General features: G+C 59.4%; 20 protein-coding genes, 1 tRNA gene and 1 riboswitch. Of the genes, 12 read left to right on the top strand and 9 right to left on the bottom strand.

All coding sequences use genetic code 11. The annotated features are described in order from the left end of the window. Window positions 1–76: 76 nt before the first annotated feature. Window positions 77–1,339 (top strand): DUF945 family protein, encoded by a 1,263-nt coding sequence (locus I6G90_RS08765; protein ID WP_197930804.1) that lies wholly within the window; start codon window positions 77–79, stop codon window positions 1,337–1,339. Between the two features lie 78 nt (window positions 1,340–1,417). Here the strand turns inward: I6G90_RS08765 and purU are convergent, their stop codons facing one another. Beyond that, on the bottom strand, window positions 1,418–2,254 hold the full coding sequence (purU, locus tag I6G90_RS08760; protein ID WP_042655976.1) for a formyltetrahydrofolate deformylase: 837 nt from the start codon (window positions 2,252–2,254) through the stop codon (window positions 1,418–1,420). A 257-nt stretch (window positions 2,255–2,511) separates the two neighbouring features. After that, window positions 2,512–2,668: riboswitch (FMN riboswitch) on the top strand. A 104-nt stretch (window positions 2,669–2,772) separates the two neighbouring features. On the opposite strand from purU, the gene ribB reads away from it, so the two are divergent. After that, a complete protein-coding gene (gene ribB / locus I6G90_RS08755; protein ID WP_139408112.1) occupies window positions 2,773–3,426 on the top strand; it encodes a 3,4-dihydroxy-2-butanone-4-phosphate synthase in 654 nt (217 codons plus the stop codon). Window positions 3,427–3,651: 225 nt separating this feature from the next. Further along, window positions 3,652–3,894 (top strand): Lpp/OprI family alanine-zipper lipoprotein, encoded by a 243-nt coding sequence (locus tag I6G90_RS08750; RefSeq protein WP_005334342.1) that lies wholly within the window; start codon window positions 3,652–3,654, stop codon window positions 3,892–3,894. A 153-nt stretch (window positions 3,895–4,047) separates the two neighbouring features. Here the strand turns inward: I6G90_RS08750 and I6G90_RS08745 are convergent, their stop codons facing one another. Together I6G90_RS08745 and I6G90_RS08740 are read right to left on the bottom strand one after the other, a co-directional pair. Continuing rightward, window positions 4,048–4,896, bottom strand: coding sequence for a tetratricopeptide repeat protein (locus tag I6G90_RS08745; RefSeq protein ID WP_197930803.1), 849 nt, complete (start codon window positions 4,894–4,896; stop codon window positions 4,048–4,050). After that, entirely contained in the window at window positions 4,893–5,615 is a 723-nt protein-coding gene (locus tag I6G90_RS08740) for a 4'-phosphopantetheinyl transferase family protein (RefSeq protein WP_182937850.1), read from the bottom strand. The genes I6G90_RS08745 and I6G90_RS08740 overlap by 4 nt, the downstream gene beginning before the upstream one ends. Before the next feature lie 275 nt (window positions 5,616–5,890). Here I6G90_RS08740 and I6G90_RS08735 point away from each other — a divergent pair, with 275 nt between their 5' ends. From I6G90_RS08735 to I6G90_RS08720, 4 genes are all read left to right on the top strand, one after another. After that, window positions 5,891–6,379 carry a C40 family peptidase gene (locus I6G90_RS08735; protein ID WP_042057977.1) on the top strand — a complete coding sequence of 163 codons (489 nt, stop codon included), beginning with the start codon at window positions 5,891–5,893 and terminating at the stop codon, window positions 6,377–6,379. 148 nt (window positions 6,380–6,527) lie between these two features. Beyond that, on the top strand, window positions 6,528–7,499 hold the full coding sequence (rlmF, locus tag I6G90_RS08730; RefSeq protein ID WP_197930802.1) for a 23S rRNA (adenine(1618)-N(6))-methyltransferase RlmF: 972 nt from the start codon (window positions 6,528–6,530) through the stop codon (window positions 7,497–7,499). A 246-nt stretch (window positions 7,500–7,745) separates the two neighbouring features. Further along, window positions 7,746–8,471, top strand: coding sequence for a MaoC family dehydratase (locus I6G90_RS08725; RefSeq protein WP_042655982.1), 726 nt, complete (start codon window positions 7,746–7,748; stop codon window positions 8,469–8,471). 245 nt (window positions 8,472–8,716) lie between these two features. Continuing rightward, window positions 8,717–10,132 (top strand): SLC13 family permease, encoded by a 1,416-nt coding sequence (locus I6G90_RS08720; RefSeq protein WP_042057969.1) that lies wholly within the window; start codon window positions 8,717–8,719, stop codon window positions 10,130–10,132. 98 nt (window positions 10,133–10,230) lie between these two features. On the opposite strand, the gene I6G90_RS08715 is transcribed toward I6G90_RS08720, so the two are convergent. Beyond that, complete coding sequence (locus tag I6G90_RS08715) at window positions 10,231–11,217, bottom strand: DUF481 domain-containing protein (protein WP_197930801.1); 987 nt, start codon at window positions 11,215–11,217, stop codon at window positions 10,231–10,233. A 39-nt stretch (window positions 11,218–11,256) separates the two neighbouring features. Beyond that, entirely contained in the window at window positions 11,257–12,198 is a 942-nt protein-coding gene (locus I6G90_RS08710; protein WP_232254437.1) for a L,D-transpeptidase family protein, read from the bottom strand. A gap of 391 nt (window positions 12,199–12,589) precedes the next feature. Here I6G90_RS08710 and I6G90_RS08705 point away from each other — a divergent pair. Further along, window positions 12,590–12,679 (top strand) — tRNA-Ser (locus tag I6G90_RS08705). Between the two features lie 518 nt (window positions 12,680–13,197). Next, a complete protein-coding gene (locus I6G90_RS08700) occupies window positions 13,198–17,073 on the top strand; it encodes a DEAD/DEAH box helicase (RefSeq protein ID WP_197930800.1) in 3,876 nt (1,291 codons plus the stop codon). A 154-nt stretch (window positions 17,074–17,227) separates the two neighbouring features. Here I6G90_RS08700 and I6G90_RS08695 read toward each other — a convergent pair whose 3' ends face one another. Next, window positions 17,228–18,121, bottom strand: a complete 894-nt coding sequence (locus I6G90_RS08695) for a DNA replication terminus site-binding protein (protein WP_197930798.1) — start codon at window positions 18,119–18,121, stop codon at window positions 17,228–17,230. Between the two features lie 523 nt (window positions 18,122–18,644). Here I6G90_RS08695 and I6G90_RS08690 point away from each other — a divergent pair. Both I6G90_RS08690 and astE read left to right on the top strand, forming a co-directional pair. After that, a complete protein-coding gene (locus I6G90_RS08690) occupies window positions 18,645–18,854 on the top strand; it encodes a DUF1127 domain-containing protein (protein WP_011706670.1) in 210 nt (69 codons plus the stop codon). Between the two features lie 294 nt (window positions 18,855–19,148). Continuing rightward, complete coding sequence (gene astE, locus I6G90_RS08685; RefSeq protein ID WP_197930796.1) at window positions 19,149–20,174, top strand: succinylglutamate desuccinylase; 1,026 nt, start codon at window positions 19,149–19,151, stop codon at window positions 20,172–20,174. Between the two features lie 159 nt (window positions 20,175–20,333). Here astE and I6G90_RS08680 read toward each other — a convergent pair whose 3' ends face one another. After that, window positions 20,334–21,884 (bottom strand): lytic transglycosylase, encoded by a 1,551-nt coding sequence (locus tag I6G90_RS08680; protein WP_139708894.1) that lies wholly within the window; start codon window positions 21,882–21,884, stop codon window positions 20,334–20,336. 70 nt (window positions 21,885–21,954) lie between these two features. After that, window positions 21,955–22,719 carry a hydroxyacylglutathione hydrolase gene (gene gloB / locus I6G90_RS08675; protein ID WP_058052089.1) on the bottom strand — a complete coding sequence of 255 codons (765 nt, stop codon included), beginning with the start codon at window positions 22,717–22,719 and terminating at the stop codon, window positions 21,955–21,957. 72 nt (window positions 22,720–22,791) lie between these two features. On the opposite strand from gloB, the gene I6G90_RS08670 reads away from it, so the two are divergent. Beyond that, the gene (locus I6G90_RS08670; protein WP_042656955.1) at window positions 22,792–23,514 is read left to right on the top strand and encodes a methyltransferase domain-containing protein; all 723 of its coding nucleotides are present in this window, start codon (window positions 22,792–22,794) and stop codon (window positions 23,512–23,514) included. Here the strand turns inward: I6G90_RS08670 and rnhA are convergent. Beyond that, window positions 23,502–23,966: a ribonuclease HI gene (rnhA, locus tag I6G90_RS08665; RefSeq protein ID WP_042656956.1), complete on the bottom strand. Its 465-nt coding sequence runs from the start codon at window positions 23,964–23,966 to the stop codon at window positions 23,502–23,504. The two genes, I6G90_RS08670 and rnhA, sit on opposite strands and share 13 nt — an antisense overlap. Window positions 23,967–24,004 lie beyond the last annotated feature (38 nt).

The following is a 24,004-nucleotide window of genomic DNA, read 5'->3' as shown; positions in this document are numbered from 1 at the left end:
GCTATCTGATTGCACTTGCCTCGCCCCGAGTACGCCCCTAGAGTGCAGTGACAACTCCCTGGAGACACATGAATATATGAAAAAGATAGTGGCCCTCGCCGTGGGTGCGGCACTGGTAGGTGGTGGTCTGGCTGCGTGCTGGTACACGGGCAACAGCTTCGACAACATTATGGCGGAGCAGATCGCCAAGGTGGAGCAAGAGACCGGCATCGACATGCAGTGGCAGCCGGGCAGCCGCAACCTCTTCACCCGTGACGGGATACTGAAGATCGTAGTGACGCCGGAGGAGCTGGCTACCATCGACAGCGAACTGGAGGGGAGTCAGCCGATCGAGCTGCAACTGGCGGTCAAGAGCCGGATCCTGCCGCTCTATATCAAGAGCCACCTCCTGCTCGATACCCATAATGGCACTATGGCACCGGTCTTTACCGCACTGGGCATGGAGCAGTGGGAACTCGGTCTGGAGTCGGTCACCAGCCTCTGGACTCAGGGCAACAGCAGCCGCTTCTGGGCCAACGAATTCAAGGTCAAACAGGGGCTGGACGAGTTCCATTTCCTGCCACTTTCCGGTGAGTTTCATGGCAACCTGGAGGGGAATGGCCACATCACCATGGCCTGGCAGGGGATGACGGTCCACGAAGAGCAGAGCAAGATGGAGCTGGAACTGACCGACCTGAAAGGGAGCGCCGACATTGCCGAGATCAGCGGTGTGCTCCTCTCGCCCCAGAGCGAGATGACCCTCTCGGCCCTCACGGTGCAACTACCTGACAGCGTCAAGGTCGCCCTGCAGGGGATGACTACCGAGACCCAGCTCACTGGCGATGATGCCCAGACCCTCTCCAGCAGCTATCAGATGAAGATTGCCAAGCTGGATCTGGAGAACGAGACCGACACCCTGGCGGTCACCGACAGCAAGCTGGCGCTCAACCTCAACGGTCTGGATCTGGAAGGGTATCAGGGGTTGCAGGCCGCCGGTGGCAAGGGGGTTGAAGATGCCGCCATCCAGCAGGCGCTGGACAAGATGCTCAAACGTGGCGCGACCCTGGAGCTGGCCGATCTCAGCGCCAAGCTCAATGGTGAGGCGGTGACCATGAAGGGGGATGTGAAGCTGGCATCGACCTCGCTGGAGCAACTGTTCAACAGCGAAGCGGGGATGCAGGCCCTCAGCGGCGTGCTGCATGCCAACCTCAGTGACAAGCTGGGCAAGGCGGTGCCGCAACTGGCTCCCATGCTCGATCAGCTGACCCTGATGGGCTATCTGAAGGCCGACAAGCAAGTGCTGACTTCCGAGCTGAAGCTGGAGAAGGGCGCCGTGACGGTAAATGATCTGCCGCTCTGAGATTTGGCGCAGAAACAACAACGGCTCCCGCGGGAGCCGTTGTTGTTTCTAGCGTTTGCATACATGCGCGTTGGCGGATTATTTGAAGACCACCGTCTTGTTGCCGTAGACGAACACCCGCTCGTTCAGTACCAGCTCCAGCGCGCGGCTCAGCACCGATTTCTCCACATCCCGGCCCGCCTTGGCCATGTCGTCCGCACTGAAGGCGTGACCGACGTGGATCACGTCCTGTTCGACGATGGGGCCCTCATCCAGATCGTCAGTCACGAAGTGGGCGGTGGCACCGATCAGCTTGACCCCGCGATCGAACGCCTGCCGGTAGGGGCGGGCACCGATGAAGGCGGGCAGGAAGGAGTGGTGGATGTTGAGGATCTTGCGGGGATAGGCCTCGACGAAGCTCGGGGTCAGCACCCGCATGTACTTGGCCAGGATCACATAGTCAGGCTCATAGCTGTCGATGATGGCGCGCACCTGCTCTTCATGCTCGGTACGGCTCAGCTCGTCATGGCTGACGGTGTGGAACGGAATATTGAACTTGCCGGTGAGCTCGGCCAGGGTGTCGTAGTTGCCGATCACCGCGACGATATCCATATCCAGCGCGCCCGCGTAGTTCTTCATCAGAATGTCGCCGAGGCAGTGGGTCTCCTTGGTGACCAGAATGACGATGCGCTTCTTGCCCGCCTTGACCAGCCGACGCTGGGCGCCGGTGGGCAGGGCATCATCCAGATCCGCCAGCAGGGTCTCGTCGTTGAAGCGTCCCTCCAGCTCGGTACGCATAAAGAAGCGGCCATTCTCGTGATCCACAAACTCATCGTTCTTGATGATGTTGAGCTGGTGCTTGTAGCAGATGTTGGTGATCTTGGCGATGAGCCCTTTGGCATCCGGGCAATCCGTGAGCAGTATTTTCTTTTCCATCTCTGTCATTTTCCGTTTGTGGTGTTGGCGCTGCTGTCTGCGCAGGCAGCGTTGTTCAGGCTCTTTTTCGGGCACTGTTTTTTGTTTCCGGAACTATGCCATAAACCGATCCGCGCCATAAAGAAATTCGCCAGTCACGGCCTCTCGCGCTGGCGAGCGGGCCGCAGAGCGCGATCCCTGGCGCAATGTTGAAACGCTTTTCAGTCAGCGGGGGATTTTGGCTGGTATCTGCAACCGTTTTTCTTTAGGCTGTCTGCGCTTATTCTCAGGGCGGGGTGTAATTCCCCACCGGCGGTATCCCGATTGACTCGGGGAGCCCGCGAGCGCCCGACTTGGCTGATAGCCTAGTCGGGGTCAGCAGATCCGGTGAAATGCCGGAGCCGACGGTCATAGTCCGGATGAAAGAGGATAAGACAGACATTGCCGCGTAGGCCCTTATGGTCTGGCCGCTGCATGCTCCTCTCTGTCTGCCTTTCCATGCCCTGATTCTGGTCCTTGTCTTGTTTAGGAGTTTTACCATGAATCAGTCTCTACTCAGTGAATTCGGTGATCCCGTTGCCCGTGTCGAAGCGGCCCTGTCTGCCTTGCGTGCCGGAGGCGGCGTGCTGGTGGCCGACGATGAAGATCGGGAGAACGAGGGCGACCTCATTTTCGCCGCCCAATCCATGACCAATGAACAGATGGCACTGATGATCCGCGAGTGCTCCGGCATCGTCTGTCTCTGCCTGCCCGACGAGCGGGTTCGCCAGCTCGAACTGCCGATGATGGTGGAAGCCAACTCCAGCCACTACCAGACAGCCTTCACCGTGACCATCGAAGCGGCGCAGGGGGTTACGACCGGTGTCTCTGCGGCTGATCGCATCACCACCATCCGTGCAGCCATCGCCGATGGCGCCAAACCGGGCGATCTGCATCGCCCAGGTCATGTGTTCCCGCTGCGGGCGCGTACCGGTGGGGTGCTTACCCGTCGTGGTCATACCGAAGCGACGGTCGATCTGATGCAGTTGGCCGGTCTGAAACCGTTCGGGGTGTTGTGTGAATTGACCAGGGAAGATGGCTCGATGGCTCGTCTGCCAGACCTGGTTGCATTCGGTCGGCAGCACCGGATGCCGGTGCTGACCATCGAGGATCTGGTGCAATATCGTCAATTGTTGTCAGAACAGAGTGCCTGAGCCTCATACGAAATTGTAATAAGGCAAAAATTTGGTTAACCTTTGTCCGTGCCCTCACCACGCGGCACTCATTTTTTAGACGAATCTGGACAAAAACTGTTCATTCAAAAAAAAATGAGGGTTTTAATGCATTTATCTGTGGTGGGGACTATGCAAAGTATGATTTTTTTGTGCCATAATCACGCCGCTTGCTAAACGTCTGGCGAGTTCAAGGGAGCTTTAAAAATGAAAAAATTGTTGTTGGTAGGTGTTGTTGGTCTGTCCGCTCTGCTGGGCGGTTGTGCAAACACCAGCGAACTGGAAACTTCCGTTCAGAATCTGTCTAACAAAGTTGACCAACTGGCTCAAGATGTTAGCGCAGTTCGTGCTGATCAGTCCAAAATCGCTGCTGATGTTGCCGAAGCCAAGCAAGAAGCTATGCGTGCTAACCAGCGCATCGACAACATGGCTACTTCTTACAAGAAGTAATCCATGCGAAAAAAATGGCGCAGTTATGCGCCATTTTTTTTTGCCTGAAATTCAGCGTTTCCACATCCCCACTGTACTTCTTCGCACTTGACCCATGAGGTCATGCCGGTTTTCCCGGCACTCCCCCATCATTACCAGCCAGTTCGACTCTGATCAGTAGAGCAGACTATAGAGTTTGCGACGGTAGCTCTGCGCCGCCGGCGTGCTGCCCATGGTCGCCAGAATATCGAGATAGGTCTTTCTGGCATCGCCGAATGCCAAATCCCGCTTGAGGATCTCCAGCAGCAGTCCCAACGCCTCTTCCTGACGGCCAGCCTGGTTGTATTGCACCGCCAGCTCCTGAGTCAGGGCAAAATCATCGGGTTGTTCTGCATGGCGGGCTTCCAGCGCGCGCAGCTCCGGGCTGTCTGCCGCTTGCAGGGCCAGCGCGAGCCGTGAGCTCAGGGTATGGAAGTGACCATCCTGCGCCACCATCGGGATGGTGCCGAGGCGCTCCTGCGCTTCCTCCAGCAGATTGAGGTCGAGCGCGGCCTGTATCAGCCACAGGCTGATGTCGTGACGCTCTGGGGCCAGCTGGTGTGCCTTGGTCAGATGGGCATAGGCGATGCTGGGCTGCTCGTCAGCCAGTGCCTGTTGCCCCTTGGTCAGCAGTTCTTCCTCCTCTTTGGGGGCGAAGGCGGCGAAATATTGGCGCAGGGTGGCTTCATCCTGCGGCCCTTCGATGATCGCCTGTTCGTCAGGGCGACCCTGATGGAACAGCACCAGCGCGGGCAGGGCGCGCAGACCGAGCTGGCTGGCCAGCGGTTGCAGCTGGGGATCGTTCATATCCACCCTGGCCAGGGTGACCTGCTCATTGGCGGGCCCAACCAGTGATTCGATCAGCGGTGTCATCCCCTGACACTCCGGCATCTGCGGAGCATGGAAATAGATGACGACCGGCTTCTTCATGGACGCATCGATAAGTTCAGCGTGAAAATTCTGGGGAGTAATGTCGACGATCATGAGTTGGACTCTTCAGAAAGGGTGTTGAGTAACATGGGGTTGAGCGACTGGCAATTCAAGCGCTCATCCAGCCGGTAAAACGTCACGGGGGTTGCCGCTGCAGCAAGACTGAGCCAGCCGCTGGCAAAGGGCCAATCCTGTACCTGATAAGAGATGTCATCGAGCCGGTTGTCGAGTTGCCACCCTTGCTCCGGGACAAAGCGCACCTTCTCGAGCCCGGCGGCTATGCCGCCGCCGTGGGCCTTCAGTACAGCCTCCTTGCGCGACCAGAGCCGGTAGAAGGCGCTCTCCTGCTCTTGAGCGGGCCGCGCGCAGAGCCACTCATATTCACTCTGTGCATAAAAGCGGCGGGCGAGGGGGAGGGGATGATGCCGCCGTTTGCCCAGTTCGATATCCACCCCAAGCGGCCCCTGCGGGCAGAGTGCCAACACCAGCCAGCTGCCACTGTGGCTCAGATTGAAATGCCAGGCATCATCATGCAGTCGTGGCTTGCCGTGGGGGCCGTTGCAAAATTGCAGGCTGGCGGCGGGTTGCTGTAGCCGTTCGGCCAATAGCTGGCGCAACAGGGCGCGGCTCACCAGATATTCCTGACGCCGTTCAGGATGGGTCATGGTTTGCCAGATATGCTGCTCATCGGTTGACAGCCCTTCAGGCAATTGAGCGAGCAGTTCCTGGCATACCCTGGCCGGTTTTAACAAAAAAAGATCGGTTTCGATCATGATTTTTCACTTTAAAAAGGTGCTGAAGCAGGGATAAAAGCCAGTTATCTATGAGACCCAAGGCCCTTTTTGCGATTGTATATTGTTTGGGCATGATCACATTAATTATGAAAAATCGTGCATTTACTTGCAAAAATGTGAGCTCGATAGGGATTTTCACTTGCCTCGATAGAATTCTTGGATATAGTCGGGTGCTGTTGCCTTATAAATTGCCCTTTGGGGCCGTATTTTAACAAGATTTACTATTTAGCGGGGATAAAGGATTGCGCCACCTGATGCTACTGCTGGTCGCGCTCGGAATGGTGGGTTGTGCCTCGGCACCCCAACCCGAGGTCGCGAGCAAGATCGAAGTTTCCATGGTTGAACCTGTAATCGAACCGGAAGCTTCCCAGACACCCGATGTGAATGAAATCCTGACAGTATATAAAGAGTGGCGTGGTGTTCCGTACCGGATGGGTGGCAGTAGCCAGCGCGGTATCGATTGTTCCGCCTTTGCCCGTGAAGTGTTCCGCAATGCCGTCGGTGTCGAATTACCCCGTGATACCCGCTCCCAAGTCCACGAAGGGACGCGCGTTTCCAAGCAGGATCTGGTCGAAGGCGATCTGGTCTTCTTCAAAATCAATCGTCGTCTCAACCACGTTGGTATCTATGTCGGCAATGGCGAATTCATCCACGCCTCGACCCGTGCCGGTGTGACGCGCTCCAAGCTGGACAGCCAATACTGGCGCAGCAAGTTCTGGCAAGCTCGCCGGATCGATATCTGAGTCAGGCTGGACAAACGGCTCGCAGTACGGACTGTTTTTCCAACCTCACTTGAACCGGGCTCGATAGCCCGGTTTTTTATTGCCCTCGTTTAGACTTTCCCGAGTCAAATCACTATAGTGTGGGCCCGTTTTCTTCGGCAGGCTCAGCATGAAACCCCGCACCCCATCAGCCGGTGGCCCCAAGTCGGGCGACCGCAAATCCGGACTTCACTCCCGTAATCGCCATCAGGCGGGTTACGACTTTGAGGCGCTCTGCCTGCGAACTCCCGAGTTGGCTGCCCACGTCTTTATCAATGACTACGGCACCCGCACCATCGATTTTGCCAATCCCGATGCAGTGAAGACCCTCAACCGCGCCCTGCTGGCCCATCACTACGGGATTGCCAACTGGGACTTGCCCGCCGGTTACCTCTGTCCGCCCATCCCGGGACGGGTGGACTACCTGCACTGGGCGGCCGACCTGTTGGCCGAGAGCGCAGGCCTGCTCCCTACCGGCAAGGGGGTGAGGGTGCTGGATATCGGGGTGGGGGCAAACTGCATCTATCCACTGCTCGGCTGCCGCGAATATGGCTGGCGTTTTGTCGGATCGGATATCGATCCGGTTTCGGTCAAGGCGGCCACCCTGCTGGCCAGGAGCAACGGGCTCGGCAATCAGATTGAGTGTCGTCTGCAGGGCAACCCCAACCATGTGTTTCGCGGCATCATAGGGCCGAAGGAGCGCTTTGCCCTGACACTGTGCAATCCGCCGTTCCATGCGTCGCTGGAAGAGGCGAGCAAGGGGACGGAGCGCAAGCTGCGCAATCTGGGCAAGGAGGTGACAGGGGCGCCCGTGCTCAACTTCGGCGGCCAGAAGGCTGAGCTCTGGTGCGAAGGGGGCGAGGCAGCGTTTCTGGCCAATATGATCGCCCAGAGCAAGGAGTTTGCCACTCAGTGCCTCTGGTTCAGCTCGCTGGTGTCGAAAAAAGAGAACCTGCCGGGGGCGAAAAAGGCGCTGAGCCGGGTGGGAGCCCGTCAGGTGCGGGTGATCGACATGGCGCAGGGCAACAAGGTGAGCCGGATCCTCGCCTGGTCCTTCCTGGATGAAGAGGGATTGCGGAACGGCTGGTCGAGCGCGCGTTGAACCCCCATCACAAGGCCCGACGAGGGCCTTTTGTCATGATGACCCCGGTGAATTTCCCCCTGCTGGTCGCATATCCGGCAATCGTTTTCCTCATTGGCAGATCGTGCTGGTTTACATGATGTAAGTAGTGACTTCCGCCTTGGTACAGGTGTACGCCGAGATTTTTTTGCACTTACAGCTGAAACTTTAATAAAATAGGACTGGTTAGACCTCTTTACAGGCATTGAATCAAATAGGGATCGGTAGATGAAAGTTGTCGATTTTCTGAAGCGCAAGCGCGAAATTCTGGCGCAGCACCCCTTTGAGCTCAAGGATTGGCTCTCTCCGGCGATCCGCGACTACTGGCGTGAGTTTCAGCAAAAGGCACATCTTCATCCTTTGCTGGGACGTGTGCTGGACTTGCAAGCCGAGTCTCAGGACGAACAGCAACAGGATGCAGCAACCGTGGCACAGGTGGCCAACGGTCGCCCCGTCGTGGCTCAGGAACCCGCTGTGGAGCTGGGGGCCGAGGCTGCCGAGCTCTATGCCACCCTGCAGGCCCGCATCGGTGAAGAGACCCACGTGGGCGAATGGCTCCATGTCAGCCAGCAGATGATCGATCAATTTGCGGCGGTGACCGGGGATCATCAGTGGATCCACACCAATCCGGAGCGTGCGGCCGCCGAGTCGCCCTTCAAGACCACCATCGCTCACGGCTTCCTGACCCTGGCGCTGCTGCCGCAGTTGACCGGCTCGGTCGATGAGGCCACCCCCGAGTTCCCGACCGCCCGCATGGTGGTGAACTTCGGGCTGGATCAGGTGCGTTTCCCGTACCCCATCAAGGTGGACAGCAACATCCGCGCCCGCACCAAGCTGGCCCGGGTCACCCCCATCAAGGGCGGGCTGGAGTTGCTCAAAGAGATCAAGGTGGAGATCGAAGGGATCCGTCGCCCGGGTTGCGTCATCGAGTCGGTGACCCGCATCTACTTCTGAGCCGCCTCATCGGCATAAATGGTGAAACGGGCCCGCTGTCGTGTGCAACGAACAGCGGGCCCGTTTTTTTGCCTGTTTGTTGCCAACTGTGAGGCGTCAGCCATGGCGCGCTGACTCCAGCTTGATATGACTCACAAAACCGGAGTGGCTGCAGTTAGCCAGCTCTCATTTTGGCGAGATAGCTGCGTGAGGCGATAGCATGTTATGCCACTATTGGCTTCTTACTCCCGATCCTGGAGACAATAGTGCCCATCAATCACAAGATTATTCTGCCGCTACTGCTGAGCCTCGCCATCCTGCTGATCCCGACCCACTGGATCCCGCTGGAGGGGATCACGGTGGTCGAGCAGCGAGTCGTGGCCATTTTCGTGCTGGCAGCCCTCTGCTGGATCCTGGAGCCCATCCCCATCTTCGCCACCTCGGTGCTGATCATCGTGCTGGAGCTGCTGCTGCTCTCGGACAAGGGGATCTGGTTCATGACCGCCGACAAGGCAGAGCCGGGCTTTGGTGAGTTGCTCAAGTCGACCGAGGTGATGGCGACCTTTGCCTCGCCGGTTATCATGCTGTTTCTCGGGGGGTTTTTCCTCGCCATTGCGGCGACCAAGTACCATCTGGACGTCAATCTGGCGCGGGTGCTGCTGCGCCCGTTCGGTCAGGATCCCCGGATCGTCATGCTGGGGCTGATGCTGATCACCGCCACCTTCTCCATGTTCATGAGCAATACCGCCACCACCGCCATGATGCTGGCCATCCTCACTCCGGTGCTGGCGGCGTTTCCCGACAAGGACCCGGCCAAAATCGGCTTCGTGCTGGCCATTCCGCTGGCGGCCAACCTCGGCGGGATCGGCACCCCCATCGGTACCCCGCCCAACGCGGTGGCCCTCAAATACCTGACCGGCGAGCATGCCATCTCGTTCGGGCAATGGATGGGATTTGCGGTGCCCTTCGTGGTGCTGCTGTTGCTGCTCGGCTGGTTCCTGCTGGGGCGCTTCTTCCCGAGCACCCTCAAGCGGATGGATCTCAAGATTGAGGGGCGCTTTATGCAGACCCCTCGCGCCTGGGTGGTCTACCTCACCTTTATCACCACCATAGTGCTCTGGCTGCTGGGGGATCTGCACGGCATGAGCTCCTACGTGGTCGCCATGATCCCGGTGGCGGTGTTCCTGACCACCGGCATCATTACCAAGGACGATCTGCACAAGATCTCCCTCGATGTGCTCTGGCTGGTATCGGGCGGTATCGCGCTGGGGCTGGCGCTGGAGGACTCCGGGTTGGCCGAGCGGCTTATCACCCACATTCCGTTCCACGAGTACTCCACGTTGGCGGTGCTGGTCGGGGCCTGTCTGCTGGCGGTGGTGATGGCCAACTTTATGTCCAACACCGCGACCGCCAACCTGTTGCTGCCACTGGTGGCAGCGCTGGCGGTCAGCATGCCGGAGCTGGCCGAGTGGGGCGGCAGCCACACCCTGATCCTGGCGGTCACCATCTCGGTTTCGCTCGGGATGTCGCTGCCCATCAGTACCCCGCCCAATGCGCTGGCCCATGCTACTGGTCTGGTGGAGAGCCACCAGATGGTGCGCATCGGCGTCATCATGGGATTGGTCGGTACCCTGCTGGCGATGGTGTGGATCTACCAGATTGCCGCCTGGGGATTGATCTGAGTGTGATGTTGACGAGTCGTGAGTTTGCATCACTCGCATCACTATTACTGCAATAGAAAGAGGAGCCAATTGGCTCCTCTTGTTGATCTGCTCGCGACTCAAAAGCTTGCCCCCAGACTAAGCAAGTGGCGCCATTCGCTTTCGGATATTTCGGCATCCACCCCGGGATAGTGCAGGGCGCCATTTTGCCACTCCATCTCGCTCGACCAGGAAAGACGCAGATGATCGTTAAAGTAGTAGCGCAGGCCGATGCTGCCGGTGATGTCCTGATCCAGTGTGAGGTAAGGGGACGGTTGCGACAGGTACTTCAGATAGGTGCCTTTACTGAACAACTCAAATCGCTGTTGCCAGAATGACAGTGGTTGGCGGTAATCCCAGCTCAGGCTACCGATGGGGTAGCTGATGATCCTGGAATCGAAAAAGACCAGTCCTGGCCAGCTGTCACTGCGAAAGTAGGCGCGCTGAATGCCGCCCTGTGAAATCAGTTCCAGCCGTTTGTGCTTGTCATTCCAGAAGCGATAACCTGGCCCCGAGCCAAAGTTCAGCTTGAGATAGTTGTCAGCCATCATGTCATATTCCGCATCGAGCGAGTTGCGTAAAAACCAGTGCTGGTCAAAGAAGTAGTCAAGGGTCGGGTTCAGCTTGTAGTCGTGGCTATCGGTGACGCTGTCGGATGTTTCGTAGGTATATTCCCCGGAGAGGCTGTAACGCCAATCCAGATTGGCCAGTTCGGTGACTCCCTTGAAGTTGACGTTGTTGGTACGTTTATCCTTGTGCTTGAGCTTGACGTTGAGATCGCCGCTGCCACTCCAGAGCCAGGCGTTGCGCTCATTCTGCTCATCCTTGAACAGGGTGATACCCCCTTTGGCGGTTGCCTTGGGTTTATCCTGCTTCTCCAGACGCCAGCGTTTGATGGCATCCCGCTGGACGGTCACGGCGCCGGTATAGGGCAGAGCGATGCGCACCGACTCATCGCCGATCTCTTCAATGGTGCCGGTCAGGCGATCGCCGTTGTTCATCCAGAGAATGTCTTTTGCCCACAGGGGGTGGCAGACCACCATGAGCATGAGAGGCAGGTATTTCATGACGTAAGGCAACTCCGGTATGGTGCAGGTGCTGATGAGTTAACTGCTGATGGGGCGGGGCAGGCCATTTTTGCTCTCCAGCGCCGCAGTCACCTCATCCTGCATCACGTCAGCTGCCCTGATAAAGCTCTCTATGGCCGGTGACAGCACCAGCGGGGCGCCATTTTCAAGCTCCTCTTCGGTGCGGGAGAGCGGGGAGTGTACCTCCAGCCAGCGGCGACCATCCGGCTCGATGGCCACCTTGACCGGTTGGTTGATGACCCGCACCGGCGTGCCGATCGGCACAATCTTGAACAGGGCTTCGATATCGTCCGGTCGCAGCCGGATGCAGCCAGCACTCACCCGCAGGCCAACGCCAAAATCCTTGTTGGTGCCGTGGATCAGATAGTCGCGCTTGCCATAACCAAGGCGCATGGCGAACTTGCCGAGGGGGTTGTCCGGGCCGGGAGGCACCACGGCGGGTAGGGTGATCCCTTTTTGCTCCAGCCAGGATTTGCGCACCATGGGCCCGGGCACCCAGGTCGGGTCGGGATTCTTCTCGATGACGGTGGTGGTCATCTCCGGCGTTTCGCGGCCGATGTCACCAATCCCGATAGGTAGCACAATCACCTCGCTCTTGCCTTTGGGGAAGTAGTAGAGGCGCAGCTCCGGCAGATTGATGACGATCCCCTCGCGTGGCACATCGGGCAGCAGCATCTGGGTGGGCAGCGTCAAGCGGGTGCCCGGCTTGGGTAAATAGGGGTCTACACCGGGATTTGCCTCAAGCAGCGCCAAAAAACCAATCTGGGTATGTTTGCCAACCAGCTCCAGATGCTCATCCTGCTGGATGATGTAATCCTCCAGCTCGCCAATGAGACGGCTTTCGGCCGGCGGCAGCGGGTAGCGCTTGGCCTGCACGGGTGCAGTGCAGAGCAGGGCCGCAGCCAGCAGCAGGGCAAGTGTGGGCGCTAAGGAGAGGGGCATGAGTTTCGGCAATCGCATAGGGAGATCCATCAGTTCAATCGGGGCGGCGCATCATCTACAGTGCCGCCAGGATGGCGCGATTGTTCCTCAATCAGCCCATGATTACCAGCTTGCCGCGCCCCCTCAATGGTTTGGGGATACATAGGAAACTGGCCAAAATCGGCCTCACCCATAAATTTGAGCGCCAAGCAGGAAAAAGAGACGCCTGATGGCAATGGGGGAATATCACGATATGGATAATGGCCGGGTGTGCGAGAGGGTTAATGTCGGGTGGATGCAGTGTGGCCTAGCAACGCGAACAGCACGCGCCGCATTGTGAGCCGGCTCCCAGATATCTGATTCAGCCATTTGATATATAACAAATTTTTATTGCATCCTCGGCCCTGCTTGGGTAAAACTCTCTCCCCACGGAGAGATGCCGGAGTGGCCGAACGGGATTGACTCGAAATCAATTGTGGCAGCAATGCCACCCAGGGTTCGAATCCCTGTCTCTCCGCCACATACCAAGCCCAGCCTGTTGAACAGGTTGGGCTTTTTCTTTATTCACCGTCGTCTTTATGTAACCACGGTATGGATGCCATGACCTGTTTACCGTGTCGTGGCAGGAGATAGGTGGCCACCTGACGCGAGGTGACATGTTCACCTGATACCCGGAGCGGGTAATCCATTATTGCGGCCAGTTCCGGGGGCGCAGGGTGGCTTGGCATGGCTTATTTGGCGCTAAAAGCATGGTTTTTTGCCGTCAAAAATTGAAACCGTTTTCAGAAATCCTTTTCAACTGTGATCAGCTTCAAAGCTTTTTCGGGCGCCAACCTCTAGCATTGGCTCCACGAATTAGGGGCTTGCGCTCCCGATTTTCCCGCTGTGGGAGGTAACCGGATGATCCGGCTATTTCCTTCGTTACTTTCGACGGTCATCATGGATGGCCGTTTTTTTTTGAGTTATTTCACGGTAAAGGGTCGAGCCGCTGGCGCTTTACCGTTAAAATTCCGCTTTTGCACTTGCCCGTGAGTCTTGATGTCTGCGTTCACCCTCTCTTCGGATAGTTATGCCCTGCTCGCCACCCTGCAATTGCAGCGCGTCGCCAGTACCCGTTTGCTGCAAGATCAACTGGCGATGGGCCATGCCCTGATCGATAAACTGACCAGACTGCAGGATGCGGGGCTGGTCAGATTGCGCGGGGAGCAGCAGTGGAGCCTGACCGCCGAGGGGACGCTGGCGCTGATCCTGGGGGTACGTGCCGGTCTCTGCCCGGAGCCGGACTGGAGCCGGGTGCCCTCGTTGACCGGGCAGGATCTCACCCATGCGGTAGTGCGCGAGCTCTGCCGCGGCAAGGCGGGGGAGATCCCGACCTATTTCTCGGCGAGCGATCTGCTGACCCTGCTCGATACCCCGGATGCTCACCAGCTGCTGGCGGGCTCCAGCCCCGCCTGGCAGCAACTGCTGCTGGAGCACTTCTCGCTGCAACTGCTGCTTGATGCCCCCTATGAAGAGCGCTGGCCGCTGGCCAATGCGCTGGTGCGCTGCGCTCCCGAGGTGCAGGCCCGGGCCAAAGCGTTCGAGGCGGAGTGGCGCTGGCTCTGCGGGGATGGCGAGAGCACGTCGCCAACCGGCGAGGGCAACGACGCCGTGCCCGGCTGGCCAGCCCTGCAGGCGCTGGCCCAGCAGAGCCAGAGCGGCCCGCTCGGCGAGCGACTGCTCACCGCGCTGGGTCAGTGGCAGGCAGCCGATGAGGGTGAGGCGGGCCAGTGGCCCCGTTCATTCAGCGCCCTGCTCTGGCTTGGCTGGTTGCAGCAGGCTGATCCCGTCATTGCCAGCGAACAGCGCAAGAAGTGGCAGCGCAGCCTGACTGGCCAGTTCCCCCTGCTTGCCGACTTGCTCAGCCAGTGGGCGGGCGATCGTCACGGTCAGGCGGTCGGCCTGTTCGATACCCTGCAGCTGCCGGTGGAGGAGCTCCACTGGGGCTATCTCTGGCTCGATCTCTGTGCGCTGGCCCGTCACGGAGCTCAGAGCCCGCAGGTGGCCATGCTGCACAAGTGGGATCTCTCCCATCTGCTCGATGCCGAGCCCCATCATCGCCTGATGGCGTTTTGTCAGGATCTGCTGCGCCTGTTGTTGGGCGAGGCGGCCAAAGGGGCGCCCCTTTGCCAGCTGCGCGGCAGTGAAGAGAGTGCGCCAGAGGGCAGTGACGAGCAGGATGAGGAAGGGGACGAGGATAAAACCGCGGCCTCTGCCAGCTGGCTCAACTGGCTGCAGGGGCTGGGACGCTCCAGTGGCGTACGTAAGCCACAGGAGCGGTTGGTGTGGCTGCTCCATGCCGAGGGCCCCGAGCTGGAGTGCAAGATCCAGAAGCTCAGCACCAAGGGGGAGTGGACCGCTGGTCGCCGGGTCGATCCGGCCCTGCTCTCCACCCAGTATGCCGCCATGCTCGATGAGCATGACTGGGCACTGGTTCGCACCCTGCCACGGGTGATGGGGCGGTTGCCGCGGGATGTCTGGGCACCGCTGGCCGATCACCCCCGCTTGTTCAACGCCAAGGGCCAAAAGCTGCAACTGGCCATCAGCGCCCCCCTGCTGCAGGTGGTCGCCACCGAACAGGGGATGAGCGCGCAGCTCTGCCCCGATGCGGCGGCCCGCGGGGCCCATATCATGCCGCTGGCACAAGATCTGTGGCAGCTGATCCTCACCCCGCAGCCGCTGCTCGACCGCTTGCCTGCGCTCGAATCCATCCCGCTGCTGCCCGCCGAGGGGCTGGCCGAGCTGCAACGCACGCTGGATGCCATTCCCGAGCTGCCATGGCACAGTCAGGTTGCGGGGCTTAGCGGCAACGCCGAACTGGCTCCCTGGCCGGGCATTCCATCGGTGCAACTGGATTGGCAGGATGGTCAGCTGTCGGTCAAGCTGGTGACCCGCTTTGACGATCTGCCGCCCCAGCCCCTTGGCAAGGGTGAGCCCATCGTGCGGCAGGGGATCAAGGCGTACCACTACTGGCAACGGGATCTCGCCGCCGAGAAGCTGCAGGCCCAACTGCTGCGTAATCAACTGCCCATCGGCCTGCCCGGCAGCGAGTGGCTGCTGCAGGGGGAACAGGCGCTGGCGCTGGTCAATGCCCTGCCCGAGCTGGTGGATGCCGGCGTGGTCATTCACTGGCATCAGGACAGCGCTCGCCTCAAAAGCCTCGATGAAGCGGCCCTGAGCCTGCGCATCGAGCGGCGGCAGGACTGGTTCCAGGTCGAAGGGGCACTGGCGCTCGATGAGCACCAGATCCTCGACTTGCGCCTTATTCTGCGTCAGATGACCCCGGGCCAGCGCACCGTGCAGCTCGACGAGAAGACCAGCCTGATGCTGAGCGACAAGCTGGTCGAGCGGCTCACCATGCTGGGGGCCATGCTCGATGAAGAGCAGCGCATCAACAACAAGCTGGCCTATCCGCTCACTCGCCTGCTCTCGGTCATTACCACCGAAGGGGACGCGGCGTGGCAATCCCTGCAGCAGGAGTGGCAGCAGGAGGTCGAGTGCCCGGACGAGTTGCTTACCGGCCTGCGGGACTATCAGAAAGAGGGGGTGCGCTGGCTGGCGACCCTGGCCCATCACGGTTTTGGCGCCTGTCTGGCCGATGACATGGGTCTGGGCAAGACGCTGCAGGCGCTGATCGTGCTGCGGATGCGCCAGCACCTTGGCCCGGCGCTGGTGGTGGTGCCCAAGTCAGTGGTCACCAACTGGCAGGAGGAGGTGGCCCGTTTCGCTCCCGAGCTGGATGTGGTGGTGTTCGAGAACCCGGCCGAGCGGGAGGGGATCATTCGCGAGGCCAAGGCCGGTCAGGTGATCCTCATCAACTACGGCATGCTCGGCAGTCTGGCGGAGGCGCTCAAGTCCCGCCGCTGGTCCAGCATGGTGCTCGATGAGGCGCAGCAGATCAAAAACGCCGGCACCCAGCGCGCCAAGCTGCTGTTCCAGCTGGAAGGTGATTTTCGCCTCGCCCTCTCCGGCACCCCCATCGAAAACCACCTGGGGGAGCTGTGGAGCCTGTTTACCTTTATCAACCCGGGGCTGCTCGGCAGCCTTGGCGAGTTCAAGCGCCGCTTTGGCAAGGCGGTCAAGGATCCCCAGCACATGGCGCTGCTGCGGGCGGTGATCAGCCCCTTCATCCTGCGCCGTCTCAAGCTGCAGGTGCTGACCGAGCTGCCGGACAAGACCGAGATCATCCACCACATCAGCCTCTCCCCCGAAGAGCGCCAGCTCTACGAGGCGACCCGGCGTGAAGTGGTGCAGCAGGTGCAAAGCGCCGATGGCCGCGCTCTGATGCATGTGCTGAGCGGTCTGACCCGGCTGCGCCGTCTCTGCTGCTCGCCGGAGCTGGTGATGCCCGAGTGGTCGCAGACCAGCAGCAAGCTGGACGAGGCGATGGCGCTGCTGGAAGAGGCGATTGACGGCGGTCATCGGGTGCTGGTGTTCAGCCAGTTCGTCGATCTGCTGAGCCTGCTGCGCGCCCGCATCGAGCAGAAATCCTGGGATTACTGCTATCTGGATGGTGGCTGCTCCGCCAAATCCCGTCAGGACTCCATCCTGCGGTTTCGTCATGAAGCGGTACCGCTGTTCCTCATCAGCCTCAAGGCGGGGGGCACCGGCCTCAACCTGACCCAGGCCGATACCGTGCTGCACCTCGATCCCTGGTGGAACCCGGCGGTGGAAGATCAGGCGAGTGACCGGGCCCACCGGATGGGGCAGACCCAGCCGGTGACCGTGTACCGGCTGGTGTGCGAGCAGACGGTGGAGGAGAAGATTGTCGCCCTGCACGACGAGAAGCGGGCGCTGGCCGATGGCCTGCTGAGCGGCCAGTCCGAGGTGCGCGGGCTGGATGTGGAGAGCCTGCGCGCCCTGCTGATGGGCTGATTGGCGACGCTGCCTTCCATACAGACTACCGATACAGAAAAGGGGAGAACATCCAGAGATGTTCTCCCCTTTCTTATTTGGGGCAGATGCGGGATCCGCCCTTTATCGCGGCAAGGCGGCCCGGTTATCCCTGAGCTAGCTATCCCTGATCCAGTCACCCCTGATAGAGATAGAGGTGCAACCGCTCGATGATGGGTTCGCCGCCAATCTTGCGATCCCGCCGCGCTTGGCGGCTCTTGGGGGGATAGTTGCCCAGATGGCTGACCGCAGGCGGGGTATCGGAGCAGAGCAATAGAGGCAGGCTCGCCTTGATCTGCTGCTTGCGCGGGGTGCGCTCCAGCCAGAGCAGGTTGATCATCGGGTGGGTCTTGACCGGGCGGCGGATCCGCAGCTCGGCATCGGCCGGCAGGCGGCGAATGTCGTACACCTCCTGATCCACCATCTTGCTCCACTCCTCGTTGTTGGAGAGGGCCGGTATGTAGCGGCGGCTGCGCTCCAGCATCTCCAGCACCTGCTCGCGACTGAGGCGATTGATGGTCTGCTTGTCGGCCCAGGTAAAGCCGAGGGATTGCAGCTCCCCCGCCAACAGGGTCAGTTTGCGGTAGACCTGCAAAGTGATCACCCCGGGCAGGGCGGTATGTACCAGCTCGAACTTCTCGTCCCGCCCGCCTGCCTGCTGCACCAGTGCCTTGAAATCGAGCTTGTGCTGGTTGATTTGGTCGATCAGCGGTTGCAGCAAGGGGGCGGCGGCGGCAGGAAAGCGCAACCAGCCGGGCAGCCGGTGAGTCGCCTTGGTGGAGCAGCCTGGGCGGGCGCTGTGGTCCCGATAGGCGGCGAGGGTGGCCGCCAGCGCCGCTTCACCGTTGAGATAGCCCACCTCAATCTGCGCGATCGGGTCGTGCTCCTCTCCCTGTGGCACCGGGGGCAGGGGATAGACATGGGCCTCCTGCAGCTCGAGCTGGCCAAGCAGATCGGTCAGCTGGTTGAGAGAGGCTTCAATGGCGGCCATCTGTTGACGCAGGGCGGCGGTCGGGGTAAAGGTATCCATCGATGATCCTGTGGTTTCATCCGCCGTTGACGGCATAAGCTATGGCGTCAGGGCAGGGGGGTAAACTACTGTATAAATAACCATACCAGTATGCCGGTTGCGCGCCAAGGGGCGCGTTTATGAGTCGTCATTGAGGATGCTGAGCGGGAAGAAACGTAAGTTTGTTTTATGTTTCATGGTGTTAATTGCAGATCACCAAGAGATCATTAAATTAACAATCGGATGTAATGGCAGGGTTGCCAGCCATGGCGCGTCCATTGGCGAGTGCATAGGCAACGCGGTAAATTGCATATGTAAGATGGTGCCATGCAGCACAATATGCTGTGGGCCGTGGATGGTCGAACGGTGACTTAATTATTCTTTATAAATCAAAGTATTAAAATTGTATCAGTCAGTTTTTTACTATTAGTTTTACTAATGTAACGTATCAAAATTCGTCAATTGAGTCGGCCCTGCTCTCTGACTAAGCTTTGCGCATCAAATAAAGCCCAGTGCGTAAACACATATTCCGAGGAGCCACATCATGGCCAACATGACTTATACCGAAGCCGGTTACCAGCATTCCAGCCAATTGAATCTGGCTGCTCGCGTAAAAATGACCGTTCTGACCTGGCTGGAACGCAGCCGCAGCCGTCGCCAGCTCTCCGAGCTGCCCGAGTACCTGCTCAAAGACATCGGCCTGAACGAAGCTGACCGTTATCAAGAGACCACCAAGCCGTTCTGGCGTGGTTGATCAGCCGGGCATGGATGCCTCGTTTTTCTGCTGATCCGTTTGCTGCTCTGCCCCTGTGGCGCCCGGCCATCAGGCGGGTAATAGTCTGTTTTATCTCCCCCGTTTTCCCCCTGTTGTGCGTTGATCCTCTTTCCTCTTCTCTTTATTTCACATTGCTATAGCACCTCGCTGTCGTCGCTCGATTGTTATCACAATTGTATTGTTAATGTTTGAATTTGTTTAAAAAACGATTTTAAGCCGCAATGCCTTGCGTATAATCCGGCCATAGTGTTCCAGAGCAAGAGGGTGAGACGGATGATTCCCCAGCACGATTTTTTGGCCCTGACTCGCAGCAACGAGTGGCAGCTTGAGCCCTTTGAATTTGCCCTGCCCGATGGCACGCGGGTCAGCGTCTGGGATACCGGCGTGCTCTGCCTGGAGCCTGCCAGAGGCGCGGGCACTCAGCCCGGGGGATACAAGGATATCGTCCTCTCCTGCGGCATTCACGGCAACGAGACCGCTCCTATCGAGATCTGCAACCAGCTGCTGAGCCGTCTGCTCGCTGGCGAGCTGAGTGCCCGTCATCGGGTGCTGTTCCTGTTTGGCAATCCGGCGGCGATGAATCTGGGGCTGCGGGAGGTAGAAGAGAACATGAATCGGCTCTTCTCTGGTGCCCACAGCAAGGGGGAGGGGCTGTGCAATCGGGAGCGGATCCGCGCCATGCGCCTCGAGCAGTATGTGAGCCGCTTCTTTGCCGATCCGGCTCGTCCCCGCTACCACTACGACCTGCACACCGCCATTCGCGGTTCGCGCCACGAGAAGTTCGCCGTCTACCCCTTCCCCCATGAGCGGCCCCACTGCCGCGAGCAGGTGCAGTTCCTCGGCGCCTGCGGGGTGCGCACTATTCTGCTTTCCGCCAGCCCGACCACCACCTTCAGCTACTACAGCTCCCACCAGCATGGGGCCCACGCCTTCACGGTGGAGCTGGGTAAGGTACGGCCATTTGGCGAGAACGACATGACCCGCTTTATCGAGACCCGGCAGGCACTGCAGGAGCTGGTCACTCAGGATGAGGTGGCGCTGGAGCCCTGGTGGGCGGATGATTTCACCCTGTTTGCCATCGATCGGGCGATCACCAAAAAATCGGAGCAGTTTCGCTTCCTGTTCGCCAGCGATGTGGACAACTTTACCGAATTCCCCCAAGGGTTCGTGCTGGCTGAGGATGGCGAACTGCGCTACACGGTCGAGCAGCCGCGCGAGGCGGTGGTCTTCCCCAATGCCAACGTGGCGATTGGCCAGCGCACCGTGTTGCTGGTGGTGCCGACAAGGCTCTGGGAATAGCGCTTGAGCACTTTGCCCGCAGAGCGGCGAGGCGTTGGCAGGCGGCGCCAAGCCATTGTTTGATTGGGTGGCTCGGATACAGCGGTTAGCCGCAGGAATAAAAAAACGGGGCCAGTCAGATGACTGGCCCCGTTTCGTATCGGGTTCAAGCGGTGAGGCTTAGCTGTTGTTCTTCACAAACAGGGTCAGCTCCTGACCGGGCTTGAGGTAATCACCTTTATCCAGCTGGTTCCAGCGCATCACATCGTTGATGGCCACCTGGAAGCGAGCTGCGATGGAGGAGATGGAGTCGCCACGGCGAACCTGATACACCATCGACTTGTCGTTCTTCTTCCCTTGCTTGGGATAGACCACCAGCTTCATACCCGGCTTGAGCGCCGACTTGGCATTCAGACCGTTCCACTTGGCCAGCTCGGCATGGGAGACGCCGTGCGCCTGGCTGATGCTCCACAGGTTGTCACCCGAGCGCACCTTGTAACTGACCTTGGCCTTCTGGCTGCCACGGCTGGCCAGCTGCTGCGGCTTGCTGGCGGTACTTGCCTTGCTGCTGACCTGACCATGAGTCGGGATCACCAGCTGCTGACCGCGACGCAGGCTGTTGCTGCGCAGATTGTTGGCCAGCTTCAGCTCGCTCACGCTGACGCCGTGATTCTGGGCGATGCGCGACAGGGTATCGCCACTGGTGACCTGATAGGAGCGGGTACGGATACGCTCGCGCTTGGGCAGGTCGGTCAGTGCCAGCTCCAGGGTATCGGCATACTCGATCGGTACCAGCAGGCGGTAAGGGCCACGGGGTGACATCACACCACGGCTCAGGGCCGGATTGACCTCCTTGAGCTCTGATGTGCGCAGTCCCGCCAGTTGGGCGGCCACGTTCAGATCGAGCTGGCTGCCGGTCTCTACCACCCGCAGCTTGGGCTCGTTGGCGAGTACCGGCAACTGGACGTTGTACTTGTCCGCATTGCTTATCATGTCCGCCATGGCGAGGATCTTCGGTACATACATCCGGGTTTCGCGGGGCAGATCGAGCGACCAGTAGTCAGTCGGTTTACCGGCACGCTGATTGCGCTGGATGGCGTTGCGCACCCGACCTTCACCGGCATTGTAGGCGGCCAGCGTTTGCAGCCAGTCGCCGTCAAAGAAGCGGTTCAGGTACTCCAGATAGTCGAGCGCCGCATTGGTGGAGGCCAGCACATCGCGCCGTCCGTCATACCAGTTGTCGTGGCGCAGACCGAAGTTCTTGCCAGTGGCGGGGACAAACTGCCAGAGTCCAACCGCATTGCTGCGGGATCGGGCATGAGGATCAAACATGCTCTCGATCATCGGGACAGTAATAAGCTCCATTGGCAGCTCACGCCGTTCTATCTCCTCTACCATCAGATAGAGGTAGGGTTCAGCCCGGCTGGCAATGGTCGCCAGATGCTTATCATTACGCAACAGCCACTCTCGTTGTTGGCGGATGCGGGCATTATCCGGGGTTTCCAGCTGCATATCATCGCTGATGCGCACCCACAGATTGTCCGTATCTTCCATTTCGTCCAGCTGTTCATCGCCAAACAGGAAATGGGAAGAGTGTTTTTTATGCGCTTTTTTCTTGACCTGGGGGGACTTGATCGGCTCGATTGCCGTTAGCGCCCGGTCATCCTGATGGCTCAGGTTTTGGCAGCCGCTGAGCAACAGCGCTGCCAATAAGGCCGTTCGTACCTTCATCTCGTTCCGGTCATTTTTAGGAAAAACAGCCCGCATCATAAGGGGCAATGGCCCCCTGATCAAGGTTTGTTCAAAAAACGTCCTTCCACTGGCGCAGGATGGTGAAGGTATCTACCGGATTTTCCACGCATTTTAGCCCGTGATTTTCAGCAGAAAATTTCACTGAATCCTGCTCGCAGCGCAGAAAAATGTTGAAAGTGCGTTCATCCCCCAACCGGGTTGGCAGGCTTGGCAGCCCTTGTTGCCGCAGTTTGCTGATCAGCCCGATCTGGCGGCGGATCGCCGGGTTGTCCGGCTCGACCGCATAGGCAAAGCGCAGGTTGGAGAGGGTGTACTCGTGGGCACAATAAATGAGGGTCTCATCGGGCAGGGCGGCGAGTCGTTGCAGCGAGTGGTACATCTGCTCCGGCGTCCCTTCAAACAGGCGGCCACAACCGGCCGAGAAGAGGGTATCGCCACAAAACAGCATGCCGTTGCCATGGTAGGCGATGTGGCCGCGGGTGTGACCGGGCACATGGATCACCTCGAGGGCGAGGCCGTGCCAGTTGATCTGATCGCCATCTTCCAGCCATTGACCGTGATGATCCGGCATCGGGTCCAGCTTGGGGCCATAAAGCCGGGCGTGGGGGAAGTGGGTAAGCAGGTCGGTGACGCCCCCCACATGGTCGTGATGGTGATGGGTCAGCAGGATGGCGTCGAGCACCAGCCCCAATGCCTCGAGCCGCTCCAGCACCGGGGCGGCATCGCCCGGATCGACCACCAGACAATGATTTTCGTGGCGGATCAACCAGATGTAGTTGTCATTAAAGGCTGGAACTGTGATCACTGGATACATGAGTCTGCTTCTCTTTAGGGAGGGTATCTTATATAACAGGATGGCGTTCGAAACCCCGAGTTGAGCCCTATTATGCAGGTGGCACGTACCGAACAACAAATCGAGATCCCGACCAGCTGGTCTGCATTGCCTATGGGGGACTGGGTTGCGGCCGAGATCCAGGAGCGGCTCGACAACTGGTGCCCCAATCTGTTTGGCTATCATCTGCTGAAAATTGGCGCCCTGAGCGCCGAACTCTCCTGCAAACGCTCCTCCATCCGTCACCAGATCGGGGTGGCACCCGGTGGACGGTTGCTCGACATGTATGGCGATCCCCTCGATCTGCCGGTACGCACCGGCAGCGTCGATGCCTGCCTGCTGGCCCACTGCCTCGATTTCTCTGCTGATCCCCATCAGGTGCTGCGCGAGGCCGAAAGGGTACTGACCGACGATGGCTGGCTGATCATCAGCGGCTACAACCCCTTGAGCCTGGTCGGGATCGGGCATTGTGTGCCGTTCTTGCGGCGCAGGATGCCCTGGTCGGCCCGGATGTTTACCCCGGGGCGGGTGACGGACTGGTTGCATCTGCTGGGATGCGAAGTGATGTTTGACGAGCGCTTTGGCTACTCGTTTATGGGCAAACAGAGCTGGCACAGCTGGTGGCAGGAAAGCATCGGGCGGGATTACTGCAGGGTGTTTGCGTCGGTGTATGTGATTGCGGCCCGTAAACGGCGCTTTCCACTGATCCCGGTGCGGCGGCGCTGGCAACTGCCCAAATCCCTCGCCACACCGGGAATGGCCCGTCAGGGCTGGTAGCCGGTATCCTCGGCCAGATCCTTGCCGCAGGCGGCATCTCTGGCCAGTTCGTCGCACCGTTCGTTCTCCGGGTGGCCGGAGTGACCCTTGACCCAGAGCCACTCAATCTGATGGCGAGCCACTTCCGCATCCAGCTCCTTCCAGAGATCGACGTTCTTGACCGGCTGACGGTTGGCGGTCATCCACCCTTTCTTCTTCCAGCCGATGATCCATTGGGTGATCCCCTGACGGACATACTGGCTGTCGGTGGTGAGGCGCACCTTGCACGGTTCGTTGAGGGTGCGCAGGCCCATGATGGCGGCCATCAGCTCCATCCGGTTATTGGTGGTCAACTTGAATCCGGCGGAAATCTCTTTGCGGTGGGTGCCGTAGACCATCACGGCTCCGTAACCACCCGGGCCCGGATTGCCGAGGCAGGAGCCGTCGGTATAGACATCAATCTGTTTTAACATGAGCAATCAATCTGTTTTAGCATGAGGCTTGGGGTAAA

Origin of the sequence: Aeromonas allosaccharophila, from assembly GCF_016026615.1 — a bacterium.
Taxonomy (GTDB): domain Bacteria; phylum Pseudomonadota; class Gammaproteobacteria; order Enterobacterales; family Aeromonadaceae; genus Aeromonas; species Aeromonas allosaccharophila.
The sequence above is the reverse complement of the archived record's forward strand: the minus strand, read 5'-3'. Positions and strand labels throughout refer to the sequence as shown.

Coding starts and splice junctions, on each gene's coding strand:
- I6G90_RS08725 (WP_042655982.1), top strand. CDS start 7,746: ATGAAAGTTGTCGATTTTCTGAAGCGCAAGCGCGAAATTCTGGCGCAG.
- I6G90_RS08695 (WP_197930798.1), bottom strand. CDS start 18,121: ATGGATACCTTTACCCCGACCGCCGCCCTGCGTCAACAGATGGCCGCC.
- I6G90_RS08680 (WP_139708894.1), bottom strand. CDS start 21,884: ATGAAGGTACGAACGGCCTTATTGGCAGCGCTGTTGCTCAGCGGCTGC.
- purU (WP_042655976.1), bottom strand. CDS start 2,254: ATGGAAAAGAAAATACTGCTCACGGATTGCCCGGATGCCAAAGGGCTC.
- rlmF (WP_197930802.1), top strand. CDS start 6,528: ATGAAACCCCGCACCCCATCAGCCGGTGGCCCCAAGTCGGGCGACCGC.
- I6G90_RS08690 (WP_011706670.1), top strand. CDS start 18,645: ATGGCCAACATGACTTATACCGAAGCCGGTTACCAGCATTCCAGCCAA.
- I6G90_RS08750 (WP_005334342.1), top strand. CDS start 3,652: ATGAAAAAATTGTTGTTGGTAGGTGTTGTTGGTCTGTCCGCTCTGCTG.
- I6G90_RS08765 (WP_197930804.1), top strand. CDS start 77: ATGAAAAAGATAGTGGCCCTCGCCGTGGGTGCGGCACTGGTAGGTGGT.
- I6G90_RS08710 (WP_232254437.1), bottom strand. CDS start 12,198: ATGCGATTGCCGAAACTCATGCCCCTCTCCTTAGCGCCCACACTTGCC.
- I6G90_RS08715 (WP_197930801.1), bottom strand. CDS start 11,217: ATGAAATACCTGCCTCTCATGCTCATGGTGGTCTGCCACCCCCTGTGG.
- I6G90_RS08700 (WP_197930800.1), top strand. CDS start 13,198: ATGTCTGCGTTCACCCTCTCTTCGGATAGTTATGCCCTGCTCGCCACC.
- I6G90_RS08745 (WP_197930803.1), bottom strand. CDS start 4,896: ATGATCGTCGACATTACTCCCCAGAATTTTCACGCTGAACTTATCGAT.
- rnhA (WP_042656956.1), bottom strand. CDS start 23,966: ATGTTAAAACAGATTGATGTCTATACCGACGGCTCCTGCCTCGGCAAT.
- astE (WP_197930796.1), top strand. CDS start 19,149: ATGATTCCCCAGCACGATTTTTTGGCCCTGACTCGCAGCAACGAGTGG.
- I6G90_RS08740 (WP_182937850.1), bottom strand. CDS start 5,615: ATGATCGAAACCGATCTTTTTTTGTTAAAACCGGCCAGGGTATGCCAG.
- I6G90_RS08735 (WP_042057977.1), top strand. CDS start 5,891: ATGCTACTGCTGGTCGCGCTCGGAATGGTGGGTTGTGCCTCGGCACCC.
- I6G90_RS08670 (WP_042656955.1), top strand. CDS start 22,792: ATGCAGGTGGCACGTACCGAACAACAAATCGAGATCCCGACCAGCTGG.
- gloB (WP_058052089.1), bottom strand. CDS start 22,719: ATGTATCCAGTGATCACAGTTCCAGCCTTTAATGACAACTACATCTGG.
- ribB (WP_139408112.1), top strand. CDS start 2,773: ATGAATCAGTCTCTACTCAGTGAATTCGGTGATCCCGTTGCCCGTGTC.